The organism is Paraburkholderia silviterrae (assembly GCF_004353915.1).
GTDB lineage: Bacteria > Pseudomonadota > Gammaproteobacteria > Burkholderiales > Burkholderiaceae > Paraburkholderia > Paraburkholderia silviterrae.
Window position 1 is genome coordinate 1 of sequence record NZ_SMRP01000050.1, and the last position, 21,775, is coordinate 21,775.

The 21,775-nt window shown below is 66.0% G+C and carries 22 protein-coding genes and 1 pseudogene; 7 read left to right on the forward strand and 16 right to left on the reverse strand.

The window, feature by feature from the left end; translation table 11 throughout:
* Positions 1–89: 89 nt before the first annotated feature.
* The 7 genes from EYW47_RS38765 to EYW47_RS38795 form a co-directional block, all read right to left on the reverse strand.
* Entirely contained in the window at positions 90–644 is a 555-nt protein-coding gene (locus EYW47_RS38765) for a phosphonate degradation HD-domain oxygenase (RefSeq protein WP_133200096.1), read from the reverse strand.
* Positions 645–695: 51 nt separating this feature from the next.
* The gene (locus tag EYW47_RS38770) at positions 696–1,385 is read right to left on the reverse strand and encodes a GntR family transcriptional regulator (RefSeq protein WP_133200120.1); all 690 of its coding nucleotides are present in this window, start codon (positions 1,383–1,385) and stop codon (positions 696–698) included.
* 115 nt (positions 1,386–1,500) lie between these two features.
* Positions 1,501–2,391 carry a 2-aminoethylphosphonate ABC transport system, membrane component PhnV gene (gene phnV / locus EYW47_RS38775; RefSeq protein ID WP_133200097.1) on the reverse strand — a complete coding sequence of 297 codons (891 nt, stop codon included), beginning with the start codon at positions 2,389–2,391 and terminating at the stop codon, positions 1,501–1,503.
* Positions 2,381–3,304: a 2-aminoethylphosphonate ABC transporter permease subunit gene (locus EYW47_RS38780; protein WP_133200098.1), complete on the reverse strand. Its 924-nt coding sequence runs from the start codon at positions 3,302–3,304 to the stop codon at positions 2,381–2,383. Before EYW47_RS38780 ends, phnV begins: the two co-directional genes overlap by 11 nt.
* Positions 3,282–4,370: a 2-aminoethylphosphonate ABC transport system ATP-binding subunit PhnT gene (phnT, locus tag EYW47_RS38785; RefSeq protein ID WP_133200121.1), complete on the reverse strand. Its 1,089-nt coding sequence runs from the start codon at positions 4,368–4,370 to the stop codon at positions 3,282–3,284. The genes EYW47_RS38780 and phnT overlap by 23 nt, the downstream gene beginning before the upstream one ends.
* Before the next feature lie 125 nt (positions 4,371–4,495).
* Positions 4,496–5,581, reverse strand: coding sequence for a 2-aminoethylphosphonate ABC transporter substrate-binding protein (gene phnS / locus EYW47_RS38790; RefSeq protein ID WP_133200099.1), 1,086 nt, complete (start codon positions 5,579–5,581; stop codon positions 4,496–4,498).
* Between the two features lie 430 nt (positions 5,582–6,011).
* Positions 6,012–6,767 (reverse strand): DeoR/GlpR family DNA-binding transcription regulator, encoded by a 756-nt coding sequence (locus tag EYW47_RS38795; RefSeq protein WP_133200122.1) that lies wholly within the window; start codon positions 6,765–6,767, stop codon positions 6,012–6,014.
* Between the two features lie 317 nt (positions 6,768–7,084).
* Here EYW47_RS38795 and EYW47_RS38800 point away from each other — a divergent pair, with 317 nt between their 5' ends.
* Positions 7,085–8,728, forward strand: coding sequence for an ABC1 kinase family protein (locus EYW47_RS38800; protein ID WP_133200100.1), 1,644 nt, complete (start codon positions 7,085–7,087; stop codon positions 8,726–8,728).
* Between the two features lie 211 nt (positions 8,729–8,939).
* Entirely contained in the window at positions 8,940–9,839 is a 900-nt protein-coding gene (locus tag EYW47_RS38805; RefSeq protein WP_133200101.1) for a DMT family transporter, read from the forward strand.
* A gap of 79 nt (positions 9,840–9,918) precedes the next feature.
* Here EYW47_RS38805 and EYW47_RS38810 read toward each other — a convergent pair whose 3' ends face one another.
* Positions 9,919–11,109, reverse strand: coding sequence for a L,D-transpeptidase (locus EYW47_RS38810; RefSeq protein ID WP_240764117.1), 1,191 nt, complete (start codon positions 11,107–11,109; stop codon positions 9,919–9,921).
* 381 nt (positions 11,110–11,490) lie between these two features.
* On the opposite strand from EYW47_RS38810, the gene nadE reads away from it, so the two are divergent.
* Positions 11,491–12,363 carry an ammonia-dependent NAD(+) synthetase gene (nadE, locus tag EYW47_RS38820; protein WP_377785383.1) on the forward strand — a complete coding sequence of 291 codons (873 nt, stop codon included), beginning with the start codon at positions 11,491–11,493 and terminating at the stop codon, positions 12,361–12,363.
* 117 nt (positions 12,364–12,480) lie between these two features.
* Here nadE and EYW47_RS38825 read toward each other — a convergent pair whose 3' ends face one another.
* The 4 genes from EYW47_RS38825 to EYW47_RS38840 form a co-directional block, all read right to left on the reverse strand.
* Positions 12,481–12,765, reverse strand: coding sequence for an RNA-binding protein (locus EYW47_RS38825; protein ID WP_133200104.1), 285 nt, complete (start codon positions 12,763–12,765; stop codon positions 12,481–12,483).
* A 329-nt stretch (positions 12,766–13,094) separates the two neighbouring features.
* The gene (locus tag EYW47_RS42295) at positions 13,095–13,715 is read right to left on the reverse strand and encodes a hypothetical protein (protein ID WP_240764115.1); all 621 of its coding nucleotides are present in this window, start codon (positions 13,713–13,715) and stop codon (positions 13,095–13,097) included.
* 563 nt (positions 13,716–14,278) lie between these two features.
* Positions 14,279–14,485, reverse strand: a complete 207-nt coding sequence (locus EYW47_RS38835; RefSeq protein WP_133200105.1) for a hypothetical protein — start codon at positions 14,483–14,485, stop codon at positions 14,279–14,281.
* On the reverse strand, positions 14,482–14,778 hold the full coding sequence (locus EYW47_RS38840) for a toxin-antitoxin system TumE family protein (RefSeq protein ID WP_165976809.1): 297 nt from the start codon (positions 14,776–14,778) through the stop codon (positions 14,482–14,484). Before EYW47_RS38840 ends, EYW47_RS38835 begins: the two co-directional genes overlap by 4 nt.
* A 286-nt stretch (positions 14,779–15,064) precedes the next feature.
* On the opposite strand from EYW47_RS38840, the gene EYW47_RS38845 reads away from it, so the two are divergent.
* A complete protein-coding gene (locus EYW47_RS38845) occupies positions 15,065–15,580 on the forward strand; it encodes a DUF1993 domain-containing protein (protein WP_133200106.1) in 516 nt (171 codons plus the stop codon).
* 131 nt (positions 15,581–15,711) lie between these two features.
* Here EYW47_RS38845 and EYW47_RS38850 read toward each other — a convergent pair whose 3' ends face one another.
* Positions 15,712–16,338, reverse strand: coding sequence for a LysE family translocator (locus tag EYW47_RS38850; protein ID WP_133200107.1), 627 nt, complete (start codon positions 16,336–16,338; stop codon positions 15,712–15,714).
* Between the two features lie 136 nt (positions 16,339–16,474).
* Between EYW47_RS38850 and EYW47_RS38855 the strand changes: the two genes are divergently transcribed.
* Positions 16,475–16,939, forward strand: a complete 465-nt coding sequence (locus tag EYW47_RS38855; protein ID WP_133200108.1) for an Lrp/AsnC family transcriptional regulator — start codon at positions 16,475–16,477, stop codon at positions 16,937–16,939.
* Between the two features lie 52 nt (positions 16,940–16,991).
* A complete protein-coding gene (locus EYW47_RS38860) occupies positions 16,992–17,225 on the forward strand; it encodes a hypothetical protein (RefSeq protein ID WP_133200109.1) in 234 nt (77 codons plus the stop codon).
* A 39-nt stretch (positions 17,226–17,264) separates the two neighbouring features.
* Here the strand turns inward: EYW47_RS38860 and EYW47_RS38865 are convergent, their stop codons facing one another.
* Complete coding sequence (locus EYW47_RS38865) at positions 17,265–18,449, reverse strand: pyridoxal phosphate-dependent aminotransferase (protein ID WP_133200110.1); 1,185 nt, start codon at positions 18,447–18,449, stop codon at positions 17,265–17,267.
* A gap of 227 nt (positions 18,450–18,676) precedes the next feature.
* Positions 18,677–19,006: pseudogene (locus EYW47_RS38870) on the reverse strand (fumarylacetoacetate hydrolase); the annotation flags it as partial.
* A gap of 100 nt (positions 19,007–19,106) precedes the next feature.
* On the opposite strand from EYW47_RS38870, the gene EYW47_RS38875 reads away from it, so the two are divergent.
* Positions 19,107–19,853, forward strand: a complete 747-nt coding sequence (locus EYW47_RS38875) for an IclR family transcriptional regulator (protein WP_133200111.1) — start codon at positions 19,107–19,109, stop codon at positions 19,851–19,853.
* A gap of 38 nt (positions 19,854–19,891) precedes the next feature.
* On the opposite strand, the gene EYW47_RS38880 is transcribed toward EYW47_RS38875, so the two are convergent.
* Positions 19,892–21,676: an IlvD/Edd family dehydratase gene (locus EYW47_RS38880; RefSeq protein WP_133200112.1), complete on the reverse strand. Its 1,785-nt coding sequence runs from the start codon at positions 21,674–21,676 to the stop codon at positions 19,892–19,894.
* Between the last annotated feature and the right edge of the window lie 99 nt (positions 21,677–21,775).

Genomic DNA, 21,775 nt, shown 5'->3' on the forward strand with positions numbered 1-21,775 from the left:
TGCAGGAAGCGAAGGGACTGAATTCTAGTCACAGGGATGTCATCTGGCAAGGGGGTTTTTGATCCCCTCGAAAAAGACGCGAAACCGGCTCACGCGTGGCGCTGCATCACACGATCGACGATCTGCAGATAGTGGTCGAGATCCGGTGTTTGCTTGCCCTCGATTTTCGCGAGGTCGTCCCAGCGGCGCAGGCGCACCGCGTCGTCGGCATAGGGGTGTTCGGCAAACTCACGCGCGCCATCCGCGTCGAAAATGCCGCCCTGCAGCTGGAGGCTGCGCACCGAATCGGGTGACAGGCGCCCGAAGTACGCTTCATCGGTCGCACACAGATAGCGTTTCGCATCGACGTGCAGCCGGATCGGCTCCAGCACGCTCGCCGGCAAAATCGGCCGCAGGAACGGCAGCGCATAGTACTGGTGCAGATCGTCGATACCGCGCTCGGTCGGCGTTTCGCCCTGGCGATTGAGCAGATGCCCGACATCGTGCAGGAAGGCCGCCGCCACGAGTTCCTCGCTCGCCCCTTCGTCCTCGGCCAGTGCGCCGCTTTGCAGCGCGTGTTCGAGCTGCGTTACCGGCTCGCCACTATAGGCCTGCCCGCCGTGCTGCTCGAACAAGCCGCGAATATCTTCCAGACTCAGTGCCATTCTGCCCATCCTCCTTTCGTTGATCGCGCCGGCGCGCAATGACCCAGTCAGTCAACGGACGTCACCGTCGTCCCGCTCATCGTGTTTCTCCTGTGTGCGCATCTGGACGACCGCCTCGTCGGCGTCGCGCGAGGCGAGTGCGTTCAAGACCGCCCGATGCCGCGCATAGGACGCCTGCCGCGCCACCTCGCTCTGCTGCTCGCGCAACGACAACCGCCGCTCGTTGACGGCGCGCCGCCAGGCCTCGTACAGCTTGCCGTTGCCGGCCGCCTCGACCAGTGCGTCGCGAAAGGCTTCGCACGCGCGCGCAAACGCATCGTCGTCGGCGAGCACGGCGCGCATTGCCTCGAGCCGCTCGTGCAGCGCGGCGACCTGCGCCGCGTCGATACGCGCCGCCAGCATCCGGCACGCCGCCTCTTCGAGGACCGAGCACAGCGAAGCAAGCTCATCCGCCTCCGCGCCCGACACGCTGCGCACGAACACGCCGCGATGCTTCTCGTTGAGTACCAGCCCCGCCTGCTCGAGTGCGCGAAACGCTTCACGCACGGGTCCGCGCGAGACCTGCAACCGCGCGGCCCATTCGGTCTCGACGAGCTTCGCGCCCGGCGCGAGCTGGCCCCGCGCGATGCAGCGCTCGATCTCGTCGCGCACGAGATCGGCCAGCGAATGCTCGCGCACCAGCGCGAGCGGCGTCGCCACTTCGGCGCGCGACGCGCTTCGCAGATCGGCATCGCGCGTCATGGCCGGCAGGCGCACGGCGCTCGGGCCGCGATCCGGCTCGTATGCCGGGTCCGCATCGTCCCCAGCCCGTCCTGCCAGACGGTGCAGCGCAACGGTGCGCATGCCGTCCATGATTTCAGTCCGCACGCCGGCGCGGCACGCGCGCAGCAATCAGCGACAACGCCGCCAGCGACACGATCAACAGGATCAGCGAGAGCGCCGACGCCGGCAGGTAATACCCGCGCTCGACCGCACCGACCACGACGATAGGCACCGTCGCGAATCCCGGCGGATAAACCGTGAGTGTCGCGCCAAGTTCGCCGAGCGAAATCGCGAAGCCCAGCGCGAGACTCGCGCGGATAGCCGGCACCAGCTGCGGCAGCACCACGCGGCGCAGCACCATGGCAGGCGGCGCGCCGAGGCTCGCGGCCGCTTCGCGCAGCACGGTCAACTCGGGACGCAGCGCCGCCGCCGCGCAGCGATAGCAAAACGGCAGCACCAGCGCGAGCTGCACGAACACGACGATCGCCGCCGAGCTCGACAGATCCACCGGCGCCTTGTGATAGGCGATCAGCACCGCAAGGCCGAGCACCACACTCGGCACGCCGTTGGGCACCATCGCGAGCGCGTCGGCGATGGCCCCAAGGCCGCGCCGGTCGCGCCCTTCGAGCGCCAGCGCGAGCCACAGCCCGAGCGCGGTGCCGAGCACCGCCACGCCGAAGCCGACCTCGAGGCTCGTGGTGAGCGCGTCGAAGTCGCTCGAGCCGAGGCGCTCGAACCAGCGCGTGCTGAAGCCGTCGGGAAAAATCGTGCCCGACCAGTGCGAGGCCACGCTCGAGAGCGCGACGACGATCACCGGCAGCACGAAGAGCCAGAAGCACAGCAGTGCAGCAAGCGCGAGCAGCACGCCGCTGCCGAGGCGCGCGAGGGCGCTGCGCTGGACGGGCCGCGCGCGCAGATGCTTCGGCGGCAGGGCGATGTGGTCCGAAGCAGCCGCTGCGGGATTGGTTACGGAATTACTTGCCATTGCGCGCGCCTCCATGACTGCGGCGATTCACGCGCCGATACAGCGCATAGAGGGAAAGCGACATCGCGAGCATCACGACCGCCCCCGCGGCGGCGGTCGGCAGATCGAGATCGACGGTCGCCGAGCTATAGATCGCCACCGGCAGCGTGACCAGATGCGCGCTGCCAAGCACGAGCAGAATGCCGAACTCGTTGAACGTCAGCAGAAAACACAGGATCGTGCCCGCGGCGATGCCAGGCCACGCGAGCGGCAGGATCACGCGCGCGGCAACCATGCGGTTGTTCGCGCCCAGGCTGCGCGCGGCCTCGATCAAGCGCATGTCGAGCAGCGCGAACGCGGCGAGCGTCGGGCGCACGACGAACGGCGCATAGAACACCACTTCCGCAAGCACTACCCCGCCGATGCCAAACAGGAAATCGAGCGGCGGCGCCTGCAGATGAAAGAGCCGCTGCAGGCCAATGCTCACCGAGCCCTGCGAGCCGTACAGAAAAATCAGCGTGAAGGCGACGAGGAACGACGGAAACGCCACGAACAGTTCGAGAAAGCGCGTCACGAGCTGCGCGCCCGGAAACGGCTTGAAGAACAGGATCGCGGCAATCGCCACGCCGAGCACGGAGGCAAGGCCCGCGCTGAGGAACAGGATCCACAAAGTCGTGCCGATCACGCCGCGCGAATCGGGATTGCCGAAGAACGCCGTGTAGGCGTGCAAGCTCAGGCCATGCGCGCCGGTCAAGCTGAGCAGCACGAGCCGCACCAGCGGATAGACGACGAGCGGCCCCAGCACGAACACGAGCAGAAAGGCGATATGCCATTGCGCGCGCCGCTCGCGGCGACGCACGGCGGCCGCGTGCGCTTCGGCGCCTGGCAGCGGGGCACCCGGAAAAGCGGAATCAGGGGTTGATAAGGACGACATCGTCAGCCTCGTAACGCAGGGAAACACGCATGCCTTTTTCCGGCGTCATGCCGTGGCCGCGCTGCATGGTGACGAGCACCGGTTCGTTGGGCATCGCGTCGAGCAGCACCGGCACCGAGAGCACCGAGCCATACCATTCGACGGACTCGATCGTGCCGTGCAGGCTGCCTTCGCCCAGCGGCGCAATGCGCAGGCTTTCGGGACGCAGGCAGGCGAGCTTGTCGCGCACGTCGTGACGCGCGTCGCCCACCGGGAACGCCACGCCCGGCGGCAAGAGATTCGCCGCGCCCAGATAGCGCGCAACGTAGGCGTCGTTGGGCGTGTCGTAGAGCTGCTGCGGCGTGCCGAGCTGCGCGATATGGCCGTCGCGCATCAGGAGCGTGCGGTCGGAGAGCACCAGCGCATCGTCCTGATCGTGCGTCACGCAGACGATCGTGAGGTCGGGCAGCCGCTCGTGCAGCGCCTTGAGCTCGGAGCGCACCGAGGCGCGCAGATTGGCGTCGAGCGCCGAAAGCGGCTCGTCGAGCAGAAGCACGTCCGGTTCGATCACGAGCGCACGCGCGAGCGCCACGCGCTGCTGCATGCCGCCCGAGAGCTGGGCGGGCATGACGTGGCCCGCGTCGCCGAGCTGCACGAGCTTGAGCGCGTCCGCCACGCGCCGCGCGATGTCGCGCGACGGCACGCGGCGCGCCTTGAGCCCGAACGCGACGTTCTCGAACACCGAGAGATGCGGAAAGAGCGCGTAGCTCTGGAACAGCAGTCCCAGGTTGCGCTGATGCGGCGGCACGTGGGTCAGGTCGCGGCCCGCGACGGTGAGCGAGCCAGCGAGCGCATCGGCTTCGATGAACCCGGCGATGAAACGCAGCAAGGTGGTCTTGCCGCAACCGCTGCGGCCCAGCACGGTCAGCAATTCGCCGCGGCGGATGGTGAGCGACAGGTCGTCGAGCACCGTGCGCGTGCCGAAGCGCACGCTCAGGCGATCGATCTGCACGCCCGCTGCGCCGCCGAAGCTGGACGCATCGGCGGCATCGATCAGGCCGGACACATCCGGCAGTGCGCGGGCCATCTGGGCCGGCGCAAGGCTTGCGGTATTCACCGGGTTCTTCTCCTGCAAAGCTGTCGACCAGAGCCCGTGCTCAAGGAGCACGGGCTCTGGTCCCATACAAAGTACTCAGATAGTGCTCAAACGCCTTACTGCGGCTTCACGACTTCAATCTGCTTGCCCGACGAGCCGATCACTTCGTTTTTCCAGCGCGCGGTCCAGTCGGCCTTCTTCGCCATCACCTGGTTCCAGTCCACCGAAATCAGCTTGACGCCCTGGATCGCCTGCTTGACCGCTTCGCCGTTCTTGCCCGTGAGCGCCACGTCCGTGCGGCCCGGGATACCGAAGATGTCCGGCACCTTCGACTGCACTTCCGTCGACATCAGATAGTCGATCAGCTTCTTGCCTTCCGCCTGGTTCGGACCATTCTTGATCAGGCCGATCGCGTACGGCAGCTGGAACGTCGTGGGATGGCCGCCCGCGTCGGCGGCGAGGAAGATCGGCTTGAGCGAGAGGCCGCCGTTGGCTGCGTCGTCGAGATCCATCTGCAGGTCGCCGTTGGCCACCGAGATCTCGTTGCGCGAGAGCAGCACGTCGAGATAGCCCGTGCCCTTGGTGTGGAACTTGGCGCTTTGCTCGAGCTTCTTCAGATAGTCGAACGCCTTGTCTTCGCCCATCAGCGAGGTCGTGAGGATGATCACGGCCATGCCGTCGCCCGCCGTGGCCGGGTTCGAGTACGCCACCTTGCCCGAATAATCCGGATGCAGAAGGTCGGCGAACGTCTTCGGCTGGTTCTTCACGACTTCGGGGTTGATCGCGAACGAGAAGTAGTTGTTCACGAACGTCGCCCACGAGCCGTCCGAGGCCTTCGCGATCGCCGGCACGTTCTTGTAGTTCACGCTCTGGTACGGCTGCAGCAGACCGCCTTGCTGCGCCTGCTGGATGAAAGGCGGCAGCGTGACGATCACGTCGCCCTTGGGCGAATCCTTTTCGACATTGGCGCGGTTCACAACTTCGCCACTGCCGGCCGTCACGATATTGACCTTCACGCCTTCCTTCTTCTCGAAGGCAGGCAGGACGTCCTTGTAGAGATTTTCGAGGCCGTCGGCCGTGTACAGCACGACGGCGCCGGCGGCGTGGGCGCTCATCGCCGCGCATTGCAGCAGCGTGGCGGCGGCCACCATGGGCAGCACCTTGCGTGCAAAACCCGCGCGATGGGAATTCCTGTGGTTCATGTCGCTCTCCGAAGGCAGAAACCAGGTGCTCGGGGATACCCGATGCGTGTTTAGTCGAATGTCGAACGTCGGCGGACTGCGCCGCCTGTTATGCCCGTCCGGTGCGGCGCACGGATTGCAGATTGTCTGCAATCCGCCGTTGCCACCCTAAAACCGCCGTGCCGCATGGCACATCAGGAGCCGCCCCGTCTCGCGCGCCGGCCCCGTCTGAACGGGCCCGGCAAGAATCACAGGTTTTCGTGACAGGGCAATGACGATTGTGGCGAATGTCAGAAAATTCCACAATTCGCCAAAAATAAGCATATGACACCGCGTGCCAAAACCCCAGGGGCGATGCGCAAGCGATCAGGGAGTCGCCCGGAGCGGCGGGCAGGACAAGGCGCGCGGCGCGTGCGCGCGCCACGGCGGCGGGAGCCTCAGGAGAAGAAAATCAGGCGACGAGGAGCTCGGGCCCGCGCGCGGCAATGGCGCGGGCAATGCTCTTTTCGGGCGCGAGCTCGGTGATCACGTAACGGGCGCGCTCGAAGCCGTTGATGCGCACCGGCGTGACGCGGCCGAACTTCGAGTGGTCCGCCACGACGATCGCGCAGGCGGCGGCCGTGAGCATGCGGCTTCGCACCTCGGCGACCATGCGCGTGTAGTCGGTCAGCCAGCCGTCGGCGGTGATCCCACCCGCGCCAACGAACGCGTAATCGACATGATATTGCGAGAGCTGGTGCACCGTATCGAGGCCGAAGGTGGCCTCTTCCTGATCGGAGAGCTCGCCGCCCAGCAGCGTCACGCGGTTCTCGTTGCGCCGGCCGAGCAGCAGCGCGATGCGCCAGTCGTTGGTATAGACCGTGAGGCGATGGCGGTCGATGAGCGCGCGCGCGAGCGCGTGTGTCGTGCTGCCCGAATCGATGATGATGGATGCGCCGTCGGGCACGAACTCTGCTGCGCGCTCGCCGATGGCGCGCTTGGCGCTCGCATTGGCGGCCTCGCGCACGTCGAGGTCCGGCTCGCTGCGGTCGCTGGAAAGCGCGCCGCCGTGAGTCGTCACGAGCAGCCCGCGCCCGGCGAGCGTGTTGAGGTCGCGCCGGATCGTCTCGCGCGAGACCCGCAATTCGCGCACGAGATCCGCCACAGAAAGCGCGCCGGTCCGGTTCACTTCAGAAAGGATGTACTGGTGACGTTGTTCTGCGAGCATCTCGGTGGGCGCGCTTGCGCGTGAAATCGGAAAGGCCGCCGTATTGTAGTACGCGTGATCTGGAGCAGCGCCCATTGGCGGCACGCCCTCTGGCGCAGCGGTGGGCTGCCCGATTGCGCGCCCCGCGCCACCAGACAGCCCGCCCGGCGCGCGGCGGGCCGGCGCGAAACAGGCGCAAAACACGCCGAAACAGGCCGAAACCGACCGAACGGGCCCTGCCATCGCGCGGCCATCCCTGCTAATCTCGTGTTGGCCGCCCGGGACCCGGACGGCCCTCCATTTTGTCGATTCGTCGTTCCGTCGACTGCCGCCCCCCCATGCGTTCACGACTTCGCCAACTGCATCTCCTGTTCTGCGCGCTGCGCTACGGCATCCGGTTGATCTGGCTCGCAGCACCCGAGCATCACAAGCTGCACTGGATCGTCTCGCTCGCCGCACGCATGCGCGAGGACGAGCGCCTCGCCACGCATCTGTCGAGCGCGCTGCCGCGCCTTGCGCCGCTCGCGGGCGCCTTCGCGCAGACGCTCGCCACGAGGCCCGAGCTTGCCGCCACGACGCTGCACGACGCCATCGACGCCGTCGAGCATTTCGAAGACCCGCTCACGCCGCAGCAGCTCGATGACGCCCTGCACACGGCGCTCGGCAAGCCGCCGCAGACGCTGTTCTCGTGGATCGACACCACGCCTTGCCAAAACGGCTGGTGCGAGCAGACCCACGTCGCGCGCCTTGCGCTGCCGGCCAGCGGCCATCAGATGGTGACGGTGCGCGTGCTGCGCGCGAAGCAGGCTCAGGAAGTCGATGACGACGCCGCGCTGCTATGCACCGTTGCGCGCTGGCTCGAGCGCTTCTCGGGCGCCGCGCGCAAGCTGGGCCTGCGCGCGCTCGCACAGACGCTGCGCGAGGATTTGCAACGCCGTTTCGATCTGCGCGCGCAGGCCGCGAATCTGAGCCAGACAGGACACCGCCTCGCGAACGACGCGCGCGTTGTGGTGCCCGACGTGATCTGGGACTTCTGCACCGCACAGACGCTCACGGTCGAGCACATCGACACGGTGCGCGTAACCGACATCGCCGGACTGGCGGAACATCACATCAACGTGACGCGCGTGGCCGCGCATCTGATCGAGGTGACCACGCAACAGGCCTTCGAGCATGGCTTCTTCCACGCCGCCGTCGACGCCCGGCGCGTCGCCGTGAGTGTCGAGCCGCAGACGCGCGGCCGCCTCGTGTTCGCGAGCGCGGCGCTGATGACGAGCCTCTCGTCGCCCGAGCGCGAATTCTTCGTGCACGGCGCGACGGCGCTGTTCGAGCAGGATTACGCGCGGCTCGCTGCACTGCACCACGTCGCGGGCCACGTGCCCGCGCATGCACGCACCGAGCAGATCGAAGCCGAGCTGCGCACGCGCAGCGAAGCGCATTTCGCCAGCGACGCCAGCACGCGCAGCGCGGCTGCGCTGCTTCATCATCTGCTGCACTCGGTCCAGCCGTTCGGCGGCGAGGTGTCGCCACGGCTCGCCGCCGCGCAACGCGCATTCGGCAACGCCGAGGCGCTTGCGCGCACGATTCATCCGGGCGTCGATGCGTGGGGCATCGCAAGCGCCACGCTCGCGGACATCGCAAGGCGCGATCTCGGCCCGCAAGGCTGGATCAAGCGGCTCTCCCTGGAGCTGCCGCATCTCGCGCAGATCGCGCCACGCGTGCCGCAACTCATCTACCACTTCATGCAGCATCACACCCGCACGGCGCATGGCCCAGGCGCCGTGCAAGCCCAAGCCGCGGTGCTCGAGGCGCTGCGCCGCGAGCACCGGCGCACGCGCGCTCTGTTGATCGCATGCGCATTGAGCGGCGTGCTGGTCGGCGTGGCCGCGACGGTTTTCGCGGCTGTCCCCATCAACCAGGCGAGCCGCGAGAGCGCGCCGCACGCCGTGCATTCCCAACCCGCCGGACCCGTGCAGTCCTGAACAAGACCGGCCCGGCCCGCCCGGGCGATACTTCGGGTCTTTCTCAAATTGTCTGCAAAATGGGGCGCGAAATTTTCGCGCATCGGCGCATCGGCGCATCGGCGCATCGGCGCATCGGCGCATCGGCGCATCGGCGCACCGGCGCATTTGCGCGCGCGTGCCGCGCAACGCCGTCGCAACCCCGTGCGCCGCTCTTGCCATAAACACAAAAATGCTCGCCTCGCTCGCTCCTGCCCTCTTCGTCATCCTGTGGTCGACGGGCTTCGTAGTCGCCCGCGCCATTGCGCCATACGCCGACCCCAACCTGTTCCTGCTCGCGCGCTTCGGCGGGACCGCGGCGCTGTTCGCGTGCGTTGCGCTCGCACAGCGTGCGCCATGGCCGCGAGGACGCGAGTTCGGCAAGCACCTCTTTGCCGGCGCACTGCTGCAGGGCGTGTATCTGGGGGCGAGCTACTGGGCCATCGCACAGGGGCTGAGCGCGGGCGTGATGGCGCTGCTCGGCGCACTGCAACCGCTCCTGACTTCCGTGCTCGCCGCGCCGCTGTTCGGCGAGCGCCTCACGACGCGGCGCTGGCAAGGCCTGTCGCTCGGTCTCGCGGGTGTCGTGCTCGTGCTGATGCCGAAGCTGCGCGCGGCGGCCGCTGGCGTCCCCGCGGCCGCGGCTGCCGATGCCTCGGGCACGCATGCGAACGCGCTCGTAGTCGTGCTCGTCGCGGTGCTCGCGGTCGGCGCGATCACCGCTGGCACGCTCTATCAGAAGACTTCGCTCGCCAAAGCCGATATTCGCAGCGCGAGCGCGGTGCAGAATGCGGGCGCGGCTGTTGTCGCAGCGCTGCTTGCGCTTGCGCTTGGCGAACATCGCTGGATTGCATCGACGACGCTCTGGATCTCGCTCGCATGGGGCATCGCGATGCTCTCGGGCGTGGGCGTGACGTTGCTCGTCTGGATGGTGCGCCACGGCGACGCGGCCCGCGCCACGGCGCTGCTCTTTCTCGCGCCGCCGCTCGCCGCGCTCGAAAGCTGGCTGCTATTCGGCGAAACGCTCGCGCCGATCCAGATGGCTGGCTTCGGCGTCGCGCTAGCGGGCGTGATGATCGCGCGACGCGGCTAACGGCCGGACTACCCCATGACAGGAGCGCGGCGGGCGCATGTCCCGCCGCGCCTCGCTCCCGGCGGCCGTCGATCGGCGCTCAATCGGCCGTGTCGCCGCCCTTGGGCACCTTTGCGCGCGCCTTGCTGCCCGGCACCGGCGCCCATGCTGGCCGCGTCTTGCGCTCTGAATCGATCACGACAATGAAACGTCCCGCCCACGGCGTGACCTCGCGGTTCGGGTGCAGGACCCACAGCGACTTGCCCGAATCGACGAGCGCCTGGTACTCCGCGTCGATGATCCCGTAGTGATCGATGAATGCATTTAGCGACGCAGGAATACGCACGCAGCCCTTCGAATGACGGATGCCGAGCAGCGGCTCGAGCCGGTCGGGGTCCGTGGCGTGCATCTGGAAGCGCATCGGCGAGCGGCCGCCCTTGCCCCAGCCGCGCTCACCGTCGACCCAGCCGAAATCGTAGATACGCATGTCGCGCGCGCCGTAGCCGCGGATGCCGTTATCGTTCATCGTGCCTTCCGCGCGGAAGTCCATGTTCGAGGGCGTGTGCTCGAACACGCCGAGCGGCGTGAGGAAGTGGTCGAACTCGCCCGGCCGGCCCGTCGCAACGGGCGAAGCGCCGATCATCTGCCAAGGCTCGCCCGGCATCGCGCGGAAGTAAATGAAGAGCGTCTGGACAGTGACGGCGCGGTCCACGAGGATGACGAACTCGCCCGCCAGCGCGCCGAGGTTCTTTTCGTCGAGCGCGGCCTGCAGGCGCTGGCCGTATGCACGCTGATCGGCGAGCGGCACGCGCAATCGACGCTTCACGTCACGCGCGAAGGTCTGCCGCACGGCCAGCGCGTGGCGTGTTTGCGCGGCCGCCTGCGCGGCGGTGAGCTTGGGATGCTCGGGCAACGTGAGCGGAGCCGGCCCGGGAGCGGAAGCCGACGTTGCCGGCACTGCAGCGGACGATGCCGCCGGAGCCGCCGTTGCAGGCACCGCAGCGGACGATGCCGCCGGAGCCGCCGTTGCAGGCACCGCAGCGGACGATGCAGGCACTGCACTCGAGGCCGAAGATGCCGAAGCGGCCGACGATGCAGCCGAAGCAACTGATGCCGGGGCAACGCTTTGCGCGGACGAAGCCCGTACAGGCGCCGATGCGCCCGATACCGCCGCCGGCGCAGTGCGCAAAGCCGCAGTCGACGCCGCCGTGGCAGCCGACGCAACCGGGTGAGACGCCGCGGCGGGTCCCGAGGACGACTTATGGGCCGCCTGCACGGCCCCCGACACCACATGCGCGCCCGAGGCGGGCCCGGCATCCGCCGCCCATGTTGTGGCGGCGAACCACGCGCAGGCAGCCGCGCACAGCACGCGGCAACTCCGCAGCGGCACACGCCGCACTCCGCGATAATGGGCCTTCGTAGAGTCGCCCCAAACACCACCATTCACGCGCGCAAGAGCGCCGCGCGAGAAGCTTTTATTCATTGTGAATCCGGCAGATTTTGCGTTTTGTCTGGAAACGGTTGCCGCGCGCCCAACTGAGAACGTGCTCCCCACGACGCCCACATCCGGCCAGCACCCCGGCAAGACCGTCCGCCATTAGACCAGACAACGCACGAGAATCGCAGTACGGCGCACGCAGCATAAAACGATAGACCGCCCAAGGAGCCCAGCATGAACGCCGCCCGCATGCGCGAGGCCTGGCAGCACCGCCAGCGCGAGATTGCCGCCGAGTTGAACGTCGCCACAGCATTTTCCGCGCCCGAGGAGCGCGGCCGCCGCATTGCCTTTCTCGCCGACTGCCTGCGCGCGAGCGGGCTGCGCACGCTGGTGCTCGGGATCAGCGGCGGGATCGATTCTGCTACGGCGGGCCGGCTCGCACAGTTGGCGGCCGTTGCATTGCGCGCCGAGGGCCACGAGGCGCGCTTCATTGCGATGCGCCTGCCATACGGCACGCAGCAAGACGAAGCCGATGCCGCCGAGTCGCTCGCCTTCATCGACCCCGACGAAACCTCGAGCGCCGACGTCGCCCCGCCCGCCGACGCAATGCTCGCATCGCTCACGGCAGGCGGCCTGAAATTCGCCGATGCGGCCCAGCAGGACTTCGTGCTCGGCAACATCAAGGCGCGCCAGCGGATGATCGCGCAATACGCGGTGGCGGGCGCACGCGCCGGCCTCGTAATCGGCACCGACCACGCGGCAGAATCATTGATGGGTTTCTTCACCAAGTTCGGTGACGGCGGCGCAGATGTGCTGCCGCTGGCCGGATTGACCAAGCGGCGCGTACGCGCGCTTGCGCGCCTGCTAGGCGCGCCGGGGCGGCTCGTGGACAAGATCCCGACCGCCGACCTCGAAACGTTGCGCCCACTGCGATCCGACGAAGACGCTTATGGCGTCAGTTACGAGGAGATCGACGATTTTCTGGAAGGCAAGCCGGTCAGCGACGCCGCCTACGCAACGATCCTGCGCTTTTACGACACGACACGGCACAAGCGCGCCCTCCCCTACACGCCATACGACCCAATGCCGGGCATGGCAGGCAAGTAACAGCGCACGGGCGAGGCGGGGATTGGAATCTGGCGGCGAGAGCGAGACGAGGAAGCAACGCTGGAAGGCCATCGCGCCGCTGCAAGCAGGGCGCGATCAGCTCGACATCACGAAGAATCAGCGCACCGACGCCGGGCGCGCATCCTGCTGTGCCTCGCCGTCAAACGGCGCGGCGCTCACACGCAGTGCGACACCGGCAAGGCGCCGGCTCTGCAGTTCGCGTGCGACCGATTCACCCACGTAGGGCACTTCGGAATCGAGTTCGATGTCTGCATGCGCGTTCGGCGTGCCCACGTCGTACACCGTGACGCTCTTGGCGTAATGCCCGAGCTCACGTTTGACGAAGTCGCGCACTTCTTCTTCGCTACAGGTTTCGGGAACGTTCCAGACGGTCAGGTGCATGTTGAACTACCGGTAGCGGCGCGGTCGGTCGGCTCGCACCCGCACGGGTTGCAGACTCGCGCGCGCCTTTGCGCGGGCCCAAACCGCCTGTCCGAGCACGGCTGCGGCTGCAAGCAGGATAAGACTTGACGATAGCATTTCGCCTTCTCCTCATTGATTGATCATAGGCAGGATAGTCTCAATCTCCAGCCTGCGCGCTGCGTCATATTGTCGGACGGCAGCCGGTCGGATAAGCCGATTCTGCGGACGCAATCATCGTGCCTGGCAGGGGCACATCGAAGCGCTGGAAATGAGATCGTGGGTCCGCCTTGTGGGGGCGATTGTGCGCGTCAGGGGCCTTCGTCGCTGCTCGCCGAGGTGGTATCGCCCACATCGGTGCCGCATTGCATGCGCGTGAGCTGATCGTACTGGTGCGCCCAATTGCCGGTGATGGCTGCCTGCGCATGAGCGAGTGATATCCGCCCCGCGCATACGCAACGCTTGAGCCGCACGGTAAGGAGCGACTTGCGCCGTTCGCCGGCATGACCGCCCCACGGGAGCAGGTCAAAATTCGCGGCGGCATCCGGCGAGCCGCCGAGCAGGATCGGCACGCGCCGGTCGAGCGCGTAGGCAACGCCGTCGCCGGAGTCGATGCCGCGCGCCGCAAGCAGACGGTCCTTCTGCGCCATCGCTTCGTCGAACGGCGGCGCCACGGTATCGGCGTAACCCGGCCGGCAAATCGTCTCCACCACCGACTCCTGGGTGACCCGCGCATCGAGCAGTTGCGCGTCCTGCGCCATGACGGGCGCGCTGCGCACGGCGCCGCCAACGGCGAACACCAACAGAGCGCCATGCAGCGCGCCATGCAGTGCGTAAGCGAGCGAGCGCGGGCCGCGCAGGCCCTCCCGCCATGCCCTGCCTTCAGCCATGCGACGCCCGGCGCGACGTCCTTCTGCCAATTCTGCGTTCATGGGTCGACGCACCGTACGCTGCCGTACGATACGAAATAGATGGTCAATGCCGGGTAATTAAAACACATTCAAATTCTACGTGGTGAATCTGCTGCACCGACCGATGCACGTAACAGCGGCCCCCGCTCGCCGCGCCGGGCCGGTTCTTCGCACTTTTGGCGTTGCCTCAACCGGCACCCATTTCCCGAAGCTTCCCTTTTAGCCATCGCTCGGCTACTCGTTCCTTTTTGGAGCGCCGACAGACATCCATGCCTAACCCCGCGAGTCATAAGGAAGATTTTGATTCGTCATGCAGATTAATATGCGGACTCGAGCGTCACCGCTTTGCGCATGCATGAGAAAGCATGCACGCGAATGGGTGTTCGAATTGGGGGGGCGGTTGGCGTTCAGTCAGCCGACGGCATTTGGGGCATCCTGGCTACAAGCGCCCGAACACATTTGTGCAACCCGCAATTGGCATTCGATCGGTATCCGGCACGCTCTCGACCGAAACAACTACCCCGCTGGCCGCAGGCTCACATCACGCTTGACCGCATTGCAGGCGCAACGCGATCGGAGAACGATTACCTCGATCGAACGGAATGGGCCTCAATCGCCCGAAATACGCCGATGCGAGCTTCGGTCAGCAGCTGTACTGCGTCAGCGGGATCTTCGAACGTCAATGCCCGAGTTTCGACCAGGGCTTCTCCGCGATCGGCACCACGTGCTACGCGCTTGCCGCTTGCAAAAAAATCCGCTTCCGTCCCGGGCCCAAAATGCAGTTTGCTCATGGTGTGTGCCTCAATGCGGTCCAGTCACGCGTGAACTGATCCTCGATGTCTTCAAAGCTCACGAAGCCCACCGCCTCTACATTTCCAAAGTAGTGTCGATGATGGTAGCCGTGCGCGTTGTCGTAACCAATGACCCTGCCGTTATCGCGTTGATAGATATTGTGATTGATGTAGGCCAGGTTGTAGCGCGTTACCCAACCTCTCTCGTTCACCCACACTTCGCGTCGCAATTCGCCATTGCCACGGCGTTTCGCGATGATGTGGCGCGCGTCATGGACTTTCCGTTCAGCCATGATACCTCACGCCATATTTGCATATACCGTATCGAGCAGGTCTCAATTTGATTCTCCTCGTTCAGGGCAAAGAACGCTCTCGGCAGGGCAATCGCGCATTGCACGGCTTGATGCGCGCTGGCGTTCTTTCGTGGGAACATGCCCCGATGAGAGCAGAGACCCTGGCGCCGCCGCAAGATCGGCCGTTCAGGCAATGGCGGCGGTAAAACCGATGGCGCATAATGAGCCGCCCGCCAATCTCCGCTCCGGAGTCCGGCGTGCCCATTCAAAGAAACGAGGATTTCTCATGTCCATCACCATGTATCAAGCCTCGGTGCCCGTGCTCGTGCGCGGCCTCGCCAACCTGCAGACCATCATCGGCAAGGCACAGGCACACGCGGCTGAAAAGCAGATCGATCCCTCGGTGCTGACCGGAGCACGGCTGTTCCCCGACATGCTGCCGCTCGCGCGCCAGATTCACATTGCCACGGACACGGCGAAGGGCTGCGCCGCGCGCCTCGCGGGCGTGGATGCACCGAAATTCGAAGATGTGGAAGTGAGCTTCGACGACCTGCATGCGCGTATCCAGAAGACGATCGATTATCTGAATACGTTCAAGCCCGAGCAGATCGACGGCACAGAAGGCAAGAGCATCACGCTGAAGATGCGCTCGGGCCCGATCGAGTTCACGGGCCAGAACTATCTGCTGGCTTTCGTGCTGCCCAACTTCTACTTCCATGTGACGACGGCGTACGACATCCTGCGCCACAACGGCGTCGAGTTGGGCAAGCAGGACTATCTGGGCGGCAAGCCGAACGCGTAAAACGGCTGGGCGCGCGGCCTTCGCTCACCAGGCCGGCGCCAGGCGTCGCACGAACAACGTGTGACGCACCGCGGCCCGCCGCATGTGCGCGGCGGGCCATTTAGCGATTGCGCCGGGTCAAGCGCATCGAATCAATCGAGTGAGAGCCGCACCGCGAAGCCGATCAGCGCCGACGAAAATGCCCACTTCTGCACGGTCTGCGCGAGCGGATGGCGGCGCAGCCACACGGCGATGCGCGCCGCGCCCAGCACATAGATCACGTCGAAGAGCGCACACACGATCACGAGCAGGATGCCCAGTTCGATCACCTGCAACCAGACCGAGCCCAACTCGGGGCGGATGAACTGCGGCAGCAGTACCGAGCAGAACAGCAGCGCCTTCGGATTGAGCAAGTTGGTCAGCAGGCCCTTGAAGAAGTCCGCGCGCAGCGGACGCTCGGCCGCCGCGCCCGCCTGCTCGGGCAAGGCAAAAACCGGTGCACGAAAGATCTGCACGGCGATCCACGTCAGATACACAGCGCCCGCATAGCGAACGACCTCATATAGCCAGGGCGCGTTATGCAACAGTGCCGCGAGGCCGCACGCCGAGAGCGTGACGTGCGTGGCGCGCGCGAGCGCAAGGCCGCAGGCCGCCGCGAAACCGCGGCGTGCACCGCGGCTCATGCTGGTCTGCATCACCAGCGCCATGTCCGCGCCCGGCAATGCGGAGACGACGATCAGAGCGGCAATGAACATCAACAGCAGGTGGGCGGAAATCATGTTGGCCTCGTTTGAAAGAGGCTCTATGTTGCCGCCAATGCTGGAGCGAATTCTGACGTTTTTTGTGGATAACCCTTCAATTTGAAGCGGAATGCCCTAAAATTCCATCATTGGAACCGGAAAACCACTCCACGACATGAGCGACCTCGACAAACTCGACCGTGCGATCCTCGGCGCATTGCAGGCGGACGGCAGGATGCCGATCGCGCGGCTCGCCGAAACCGTCGGCTTGAGCGAAACGCCTTGCGCCCGCCGCCTCAAGCGGCTCGAGCAGGACGGCTATATCGAGCGTTACCGGGCCATGCTCTCGCGGCGTGCGCTCGGCTACGGCGTGCTCGCCTATGTCTCAGTGCGCTTCGCCGTGCACGACCGGGCGCTGGCAGACCGCTTCGAGCGTGAAGTGTGCGCGATCGAGCGGATTCTCTCGTGCCACAACGTGGCCGGCACGGCGGACTATATTCTGATGATCGTGGCGCGCGACCTCGACGACTACGGCACCTTCATGCGCGACGAATTGCGCAGCCTGCCGGGCGTCACGGCGGTCGAATCGGCGTTGTCGCTGCGCGCCGTGAAGTCCGAGGGCCGGCTGCCTCTGCCGTGAGCGCCCCCGCCCCGCCATACTCTTTTCTCTTCTTCTCTAACCGGAGCTTTCGATGAACCCAGAACAGGCACGAGCCGAAGAAGCCGCCGCGATGGATCGCGTGCTGAGCGCAACGCAACGCGTCAAGACGGCGTTCGCCGCCTTGCAGATGCAGTTTCCGCCACAGGGCGAAGGCCGGCCCTCGCAGTTCGCGCTGCAGACATTTGACGCCGCGCTGCAGGAGCTCGAAGACGCCCAGGCGGCCTTCGACGAAATGCTCAACGACCTGTTCGATGGCAATCGCTGAGGCACTTGAGCCGCGCGCGAATTGCGCGAAGAAACGGAGCTAGCGTCCAGTGCCGGGCAGTTGCCGGACGAAGGCCACAATCCGCTCGCAGGCCTCGACGAGCCGCGCGTCATCGACCACGAAGCCGAAGCGGACATAGCCGCTTGCCGTTTCGCCAAACGCACTCGCGTCGAGCAGCGACACCTTTTGCGCCTCGAACAGCTGCCATGTGAAGGCATGCGGATCGAGGCCGGTGCCGCGCACGTCGATCATCATGAACATGCCGGCTTCCGGCAGCAGGCATCGCAACCCCGGCACGCCGCTCAGGCGCGCATAGACGAGATCGCGCCTGCGCCGGTAGATCGCGCGCATTTGCGCGACGATCTGCTCGCGCTGCTCCAGTGCCGTCAGCGCGGCCTCCTGGATGAAGCCGGGCAAGCCATAGAACATGCACAGCGCGAGCCGCCCCAGATGGCCGATCAAGGTTTCCGGCGCAATCACCCAGCCGATACGCCAACCCGGCATCGCATGCGATTTCGAAAGACTGCCGAGGGTGACCGTTCGTGGTGCCATGCCGTCAAGCAACGCGATGCTCACATGCTGGCGCTCGAAAGTGAGATCGGCATAGACCTCGTCGGAAACGACCCAGAGATCGTGACGCTTTGCGAGTTGAGCGATGCGCTCGAGGTGCTCACGCGGCATCACCGCGCCGGTCGGGTTGCACGGCGTGGCGAAGAAAATCGCCCGCGTGCGCGGCGTGACCGCCGCTTCGAGCGCGTCGCAATCGAGGTGAAAGCCGTTGTCCGGATCGACGGGCACCGGCACGAGCGTCGCGCCCGATGCGCGAATTGCGGCCTCGTAGGTCAGGTACATCGGCTCCGGTACGAGCACCTCGTCGCCCGCCTCGCACAGGCATAGCGAAGCGGCGAACAGCCCGTTCTGCGCACCCGCGCACAGGATCACGTTCTGCGCAGTCACTTCGCGCGCGCCAGCCGCCGCGTGCAGCCGCGCAATGGCTTCGCGCAAAGGCTCGCGGCCCATGATGGCCGTGTAATGCGTATCGCCCGCGCGCAACGCCGCCACGGCGCGCTCGACGACTGGCTCAGGGGTCGCGAAGTCCGGGTCGCCCACGCTCAGGACGATCACGTCCTCGCCACGCCCCGCCGCCCGTTGCGCGGCGTGATGGATCTCCCACGCCGACGTGCGCCGCCCCTGCAAGCGCTCCACCAGATTCGAATATTTCATCGTCCGCGACTCCCTGTGACGGCACGGCGGGCGTCGATGAAACGCCGCCTGCGTCGATTCGTGTTCAATCCGCGCTCATTGCTCGATGCGCATTCGCACGACGCGCAAATCGCAGCGCCGAACGGCGTGGACACAACGATACCAAGGAAAGGGTTCGGGGAAAAATAGCGTGCAGGTATTTCCGAACGGAAACCCCGGCACCACTTCCGGTTTCCGTTCGGAAAAAATCACGCAGCGGGCGCGATCCCGCGCGCGGCAAGATTCGCGTAGAGCGCGCGCACGCCGAATGTCCACGGCGCCATCTCCTCGCACAGGTTCACCGTGTTGACGAGTGCGCCCAGTTGCGGCGCCGAGATCGTCACGACGTCGCCAATTTGATGCGCGAAGCCCGAGCCCGCTGCGTCGCGGTCCTGGATCGGCGAGAACATCGTGCCGAGGAACAGCATGAACCCGTCTGGGTATTGATGATGCGCACCACAGGTCTGCTCGACGAGCTGCTGCGGGTCGCGGCTGATTTCGCGCATATGGCTCACGCCATCGAGCACGAAACCGTCGTCGCATGGGATAAAGCACATCGATCGTAGGAGCGCCCGAGCGCACTGTCCAACCTGGTGCTAGTATTTCCAACCTGTTGGAGATCGAATCGATTCACGAGCCATGCCTGCCGCCTACGAAGTGCCCGCGCTCAAGCGCATCCATGACATTCTCGACGTGCTGGCGCACGCCCAGGCACCGGTACGCGCCGCCGCCATTGCGGAGCAAACCGGCCTTTCGCGCAGCACGCTCTATCTGATACTCGATTCACTGGAGCGTCGGCGCTGGATAGAAAAGCGCGCGGATGGCTACATCATCGGTGTGACGCTGTTCGAGCTCGGCAGCGCCTATGTGCGCCACGACCAGTTGCAGGAAGCGTTCCGTCATGAAGCGGCAACCTTCGTTTCCATTCACAACGAGGTGGTGCAGCTCGCCGTGCTCGACGGTGCCGAGGTGGTCTATATCGCTCGCGAAGACGCCGCGCGGCCCGTGCGGCTCGTCTCCGATCTCGGCTCGCGCCTGCCGGCGCATTGCTGCGCACTCGGCAAGGCATTGCTCGCCAGTCTTTCGGATGACGAAGTAACAGGCCTGTTGCCGAAGCAGCTTGCTGCCGTCACGGGCCGTACCCTTACGCGCCGGCAGGATCTTCTGCAGGCGCTAGCCTCGATCCGCCGCTCGGGGCTCGCCCAGGAGCGCGAAGAAGTCACCGCTGGCCTCGCTTGCTTTGCGGCGTTCGTCGGCGTAACCGTGCTCGGCAAGCGCGTCGCGGTCAGCACGAGCCTGCCGCTCGAGCGGCTCGACGCGCGCCGTGAAAAGCGCATGGCGATCGCCATCGTGGAGATGGCGCATCGCATCGGCAAGACGCTCTAAGCACCGGCGCGCCCACATAGTCTGGCGCGCAAGGTTGCTCAGTGCGAATGGCGCGGCTCACCGCGCTGCGCGATCACACGAAGATAGAGCGTGGCCGGTTCGAGGCAACCGCCCGTCGAAAGCTGTCCGACCGTCCTGCGGTAAAGCTCCTGCCATGGCGTCTGGGACGGCGGCGCCTGGAAATCGGCCTGCGTGCGGCGGTGTTCGAGCTCGTCTGCATCGATCAGCACTTCTACGCGACGCGCGTTGAGATCGACGTTGATGCGGTCATCCGTGCGCAGCAACGCAAGACCGCCGCCCACCGCGGCTTCCGGCGACATGTTGAGAATCGAGGGGCTCGCCGAGGTACCGCTCTGGCGTCCGTCGCCCATGCACGGCAGCGAGGTCACCCCCCGCTTGATCAGTTCGGCCGGCGGCGCCATGTTCACGACTTCGGCGCTGCCTGGATAGCCGACCGTGCCGCAACCGCGAATCACGAGCATGCAGCGCTCATCGATCTGCAGCGACGGATCGTTGATACGCGCGCGATAGTCCTCGGGGCCGTCGAATATGACGGCACGTGCTTCGAACACGTTCGGCGCGCCTGGCTCGCTCAAATACGTCTTGCGAAACGCCTCGCCCACCACCGACATCTTCATGATGGCACTGTCGAAGAAGTTGCCGGAAAGCACGATGAAACCCGCTCCATGCTTGAGCGGGTCGTCGCAGGAACGGATCACGTCGTGGTCCGCCGCGGGAGCGGTATCTGCAATCTCGCCGATCGTGCTGCCCGAGACGGTCTGGCAAGCGCGCCGCACAAGACCCGCGCGATCGAGCTCGCGCAGTACGGCCGGCACGCCGCCCGCGCGGTGGAAGCTCTCACCCAGGTACTCGCCCGCCGGCATGGTGTTCGCGAGGAGCGGCACCTGCTCGCCATGACGCTGCCAGTCTTCGAGCGATAGATCGACGCCCATATGCCGCGCAATCGCAATCAGGTGCGGCGGGCAATTGGTTGACGCGCCCAGCGCCGAAGCCACCACGATCGCGTTCTCGAACGCCTCACGCGTCATGATGCGCGAGGGGCGCACATCGTTGCGCACGAGGTCGACGGCGCGCTTGCCAGTGGCATACGCCATCTGCCCGCGCTCGCGGTACGCGGCCGGAATGCTCGCGCAACCGGGCAGCGACATGCCGAGCGCTTCGGCAAGGCAATTCATCGAGAGCGCGGTGCCCATCGTGTTGCAGTGCCCAATGGACGGCGACGAAGCCGCGGTGAGCGCCATGAAGCCTTCGTAGTCGATCTCGCCTGCCGCCAGCAGATTGCGCGCGTGCCAGATCACCGTGCCCGAGCCCACGCGCTTGCCTTCATACCAGCCGTCGAGCATCGGGCCGCCCGAGAGCACGATGGCAGGCAGGTCGACCGTGGCAGCGGCCATCAGGCACGCGGGCGTGGTCTTGTCGCAGCCCGTCGTGAGCACGACGCCATCGAGAGGAAAGCCGTGCAGGATTTCGACGAGGCCCAGATACGCAAGATTGCGGTCGAGCGCGGCCGTGGGGCGGCGGCTCTGCTCTGCGAGCGGGTGCACCGGGAATTCCATCGGAATGCCGCCCGCGTCACGAATGCCCGCCTTGACGCGCTCCGCGAGCGCAATGTGATGGCGGTTGCAGGGCGCAAGGTCGCTGCCCGTCTGCGCGATGCCGATAATCGGCCGCCCCGACTGCAGCTCTTCGCGCGTGAGGCCGTAGTTCATGAAGCGTTCGACATAGATCGCGGTCATGTCCGCGTGCGAGGGATCGTCGAACCATTCCTGGCTGCGCAAACGGCGCGGGAGAGATTGGCTCATGATGCGGTGTCTCCTGTTTGGGACCTGCCTGGGTCCCTTTTTCATGCTGCCGGCGGCACATTGTTATCGGTAACAATCGAATCTTGGCATGGGCCTTCG

Excerpts from the sequence above, each read along its gene's own strand:
- EYW47_RS38795 (WP_133200122.1), bottom strand. The coding sequence starts at position 6,767 with ATGCTCGCAGAACAACGTCACCAGTACATCCTTTCTGAAGTGAACCGG.
- EYW47_RS38860 (WP_133200109.1), top strand. The coding sequence starts at position 16,992 with ATGAACCCAGAACAGGCACGAGCCGAAGAAGCCGCCGCGATGGATCGC.
- EYW47_RS38845 (WP_133200106.1), top strand. The coding sequence starts at position 15,065 with ATGTCCATCACCATGTATCAAGCCTCGGTGCCCGTGCTCGTGCGCGGC.
- EYW47_RS38770 (WP_133200120.1), bottom strand. The coding sequence starts at position 1,385 with ATGACGCGCGATGCCGATCTGCGAAGCGCGTCGCGCGCCGAAGTGGCG.
- EYW47_RS38875 (WP_133200111.1), top strand. The coding sequence starts at position 19,107 with ATGCCTGCCGCCTACGAAGTGCCCGCGCTCAAGCGCATCCATGACATT.
- EYW47_RS38805 (WP_133200101.1), top strand. The coding sequence starts at position 8,940 with ATGCTCGCCTCGCTCGCTCCTGCCCTCTTCGTCATCCTGTGGTCGACG.
- EYW47_RS38780 (WP_133200098.1), bottom strand. The coding sequence starts at position 3,304 with ATGTCGTCCTTATCAACCCCTGATTCCGCTTTTCCGGGTGCCCCGCTG.
- EYW47_RS38825 (WP_133200104.1), bottom strand. The coding sequence starts at position 12,765 with ATGCACCTGACCGTCTGGAACGTTCCCGAAACCTGTAGCGAAGAAGAA.
- EYW47_RS38855 (WP_133200108.1), top strand. The coding sequence starts at position 16,475 with ATGAGCGACCTCGACAAACTCGACCGTGCGATCCTCGGCGCATTGCAG.
- EYW47_RS38880 (WP_133200112.1), bottom strand. The coding sequence starts at position 21,676 with ATGAGCCAATCTCTCCCGCGCCGTTTGCGCAGCCAGGAATGGTTCGAC.
- EYW47_RS42295 (WP_240764115.1), bottom strand. The coding sequence starts at position 13,715 with ATGAACGCAGAATTGGCAGAAGGACGTCGCGCCGGGCGTCGCATGGCT.
- EYW47_RS38840 (WP_165976809.1), bottom strand. The coding sequence starts at position 14,778 with ATGGCTGAACGGAAAGTCCATGACGCGCGCCACATCATCGCGAAACGC.
- nadE (WP_377785383.1), top strand. The coding sequence starts at position 11,491 with ATGAACGCCGCCCGCATGCGCGAGGCCTGGCAGCACCGCCAGCGCGAG.
- EYW47_RS38850 (WP_133200107.1), bottom strand. The coding sequence starts at position 16,338 with ATGATTTCCGCCCACCTGCTGTTGATGTTCATTGCCGCTCTGATCGTC.
- phnV (WP_133200097.1), bottom strand. The coding sequence starts at position 2,391 with ATGGCAAGTAATTCCGTAACCAATCCCGCAGCGGCTGCTTCGGACCAC.
- EYW47_RS38865 (WP_133200110.1), bottom strand. The coding sequence starts at position 18,449 with ATGAAATATTCGAATCTGGTGGAGCGCTTGCAGGGGCGGCGCACGTCG.
- EYW47_RS38835 (WP_133200105.1), bottom strand. The coding sequence starts at position 14,485 with ATGAGCAAACTGCATTTTGGGCCCGGGACGGAAGCGGATTTTTTTGCA.
- EYW47_RS38800 (WP_133200100.1), top strand. The coding sequence starts at position 7,085 with ATGCGTTCACGACTTCGCCAACTGCATCTCCTGTTCTGCGCGCTGCGC.
- EYW47_RS38765 (WP_133200096.1), bottom strand. The coding sequence starts at position 644 with ATGGCACTGAGTCTGGAAGATATTCGCGGCTTGTTCGAGCAGCACGGC.
- phnT (WP_133200121.1), bottom strand. The coding sequence starts at position 4,370 with ATGGCCCGCGCACTGCCGGATGTGTCCGGCCTGATCGATGCCGCCGAT.
- phnS (WP_133200099.1), bottom strand. The coding sequence starts at position 5,581 with ATGAACCACAGGAATTCCCATCGCGCGGGTTTTGCACGCAAGGTGCTG.